This is a genomic window from bacterium, assembly GCA_021372775.1.
GTDB lineage: Bacteria > Acidobacteriota > Polarisedimenticolia > J045 > J045 > JAJFTU01.
This window is the reverse complement of the sequence record JAJFTU010000303.1, coordinates 1-2014: the sequence shown is the minus strand read 5'-3', so window position 1 is coordinate 2014 and position 2014 is coordinate 1. Positions and strand designations below refer to the sequence as shown.

Sequence of the window (2014 nt, the reverse complement as noted above, 5' to 3'; positions counted from 1 at the left end):
GGGGCCGACGAGCCGCTCGAAGCGGAAGCAGTCGACGACCGTGCGCGCCGGCGAGGTGATCAGCGCCGGCACGCCCTCGAACTCCGTCCGCTGCACCCCGAGCGTCCACGCCGGGCCGCTGAAGCGCACGATGCGGAGCCGAAGTTCGCGCAGGCGCGGCGCGCGGGCCTTGTGCGGGATGGCGAGCCAGACTTCGGCCGGCGTCTGGGTTCCGATGCCGTGGACGCGCAGCGCGGAAAGCAGGCAAACGACGCTGGTCGGAACGCGCGCGCAGGCCATGGCGAGCGAGGCGTTCTCGGTCGGCTCGGCCGCCGCGATCCGGTACAGCCCGCGGCCGACGCGCTCGACGCCGCCGGAGCGCACGAGAGCGGGAAGCTGGTCGCGGGTCAGGCCGGCCGCTTCGAGCGCTCCCGGGCTGAAGTACGCCGCGACGCCGGCCGCGCGGAGCCGGCCGAGGGGTCCGCCGGCCCCGGTACGGTGGCTCACTTTGTCGGCACGGATGATCGCCATGCCGACAATATGCGTCGCGCTGCAACTCCGGTCAACGCAAAACGTCGGCACGGCGGAGAGGACGCCGACATTTTGCGTCGCCAACCCTCCCGTGGCGCCGAATAGTATCATTTGATACCGCGGTGCCGGATCGGCCGTCATGCCGCGAATGCGATCGCAAGCCGCGGAAGGCGCGGAACGAGATCTCGACATACACGAGGACGAGCCATGCAAGAAGACACGCTGAGTTGCCCCCTTTGCGGCGGCGCGATCAGCCGACGCACGGCCGTCTTCTCCGGCGAGTTCCGCGGCGAGAAGTACGCCATCGAGGCGAAGGGTCTGGTCTGCGCGAAGTGCCACTTCAGCGCCATCCCCGGCCCGGAGATGCCCGCGTTCAACGTGCGCGTCGCCGACGTCTACCGCAGGACTCGTGGGCTGTTGACGAGCGGCGAGATTCGGTCGTTCCGGGCGGCGTTGGGCATGAGCCAGAATCAGTTCGCGCGTTTCCTCAAGGTCGGCGACGCCAGCGTCAAGCGCTGGGAGTCCGGGCAGGTCCAGGAAGAAGCGATGGATGAACTCATCCGGCTGAAGTGCGACCCCGACTATGCGATGCGGGCGGCGCACACGTCGAATCGCCTCGTCAAGCGGGCGGCGAAGCCCCGCACCGTTCGTCAGGCTGAAATCCGCCCCCGGCGCGATCGTGAACGTGAAGGCAGTGGTGTCCCTCGGCTCAAGCAAGGATCTGAAAAGCGGGCGCGTCCGACTCAGCGTGACCGTCTCTCCAAATGAAGAACCGGCGCCGCCGTGCGCGATCAACATCGTCGCGTCCGGCGCGCTCGCGCCGGGATCGGTCGAGGACAGCCCGGAAGGGATCGCGAAGCTCGCAGGAGTCACCGGCAGTTCGACGTTCTACTCGGCGGTGCGCGAGCTCGCGCCGCTCCTCACCGGCCGCGGCCAGTACGGTCCCTTCAGGCCGCCGACGCAGAGTTTCGTGAATCTGGATTTCGGGGAGGCGCCGCAGCCGAAGGTCGCCTCCGCGGTTTGCGCGGGCGTCCGCCCCGGCGCTCTCCGGCGTTTCCTCTGGCGTTTGCTCCGTCGTTCGGCGTTTCCCTGTCGTTCTCCTTGGCGTTTCCCTGTCGTTTCCCCTGAGGTTTCCCCTGTCACTTTCCCTGTCACTATCCCTGTCGTTTCCCCTGTCGCTTCCGCCGGCGCCCCGAACGCGCCGCTCCTCGCGAGCCGTCTCCCGCCCATGCAACAGCCCGCGCCGAGCGCGAACCGCGCGTCGAGCCCCGGCGTTCAGCGCGCCGCGGCGCGGATCGCGGAATCGAGGTCGGACCAGAGGTCGTCGGGGTCCTCGATGCCGACGCTGAGGCGCAGCAGCGAAGGCGGCAGGTGCTCCTGGCCGGGGATCGCCGCGCGCCGCTCCATCGTCGACTCCACCGCGCCGAGGCTCGTCGCGTGGCGGATGAGCCGGACGTTGCGGCAGACCGCGTCGGCGAACTCCGCCCCGCCGCGCAGGTCGAAC

Annotated in this window: 3 protein-coding genes; 1 reads left to right on the top strand and 2 read right to left on the bottom strand. The window is 69.7% G+C overall.

Annotation, left to right across the window (positions count from 1 at the left end; all coding sequences use genetic code 11):
- A partial coding sequence (locus LLG88_10510) for a hypothetical protein (protein MCE5247332.1) occupies nucleotides 1–510 on the bottom strand: 510 nt, incomplete at its 3' end.
- A 207-nt stretch (nucleotides 511–717) separates the two neighbouring features.
- Between LLG88_10510 and LLG88_10505 the strand changes: the two genes are divergently transcribed.
- A complete protein-coding gene (locus LLG88_10505; GenBank protein ID MCE5247331.1) occupies nucleotides 718–1278 on the top strand; it encodes a helix-turn-helix domain-containing protein in 561 nt (186 codons plus the stop codon).
- Between the two features lie 507 nt (nucleotides 1279–1785).
- Here the strand turns inward: LLG88_10505 and LLG88_10500 are convergent.
- The coding region (locus LLG88_10500; protein ID MCE5247330.1) for a PLP-dependent transferase at nucleotides 1786–2014 on the bottom strand (229 nt) is incomplete at its 5' end.

Coding starts and splice junctions, on each gene's coding strand:
- LLG88_10505 (MCE5247331.1), top strand. CDS start 718: ATGCAAGAAGACACGCTGAGTTGCCCCCTTTGCGGCGGCGCGATCAGC.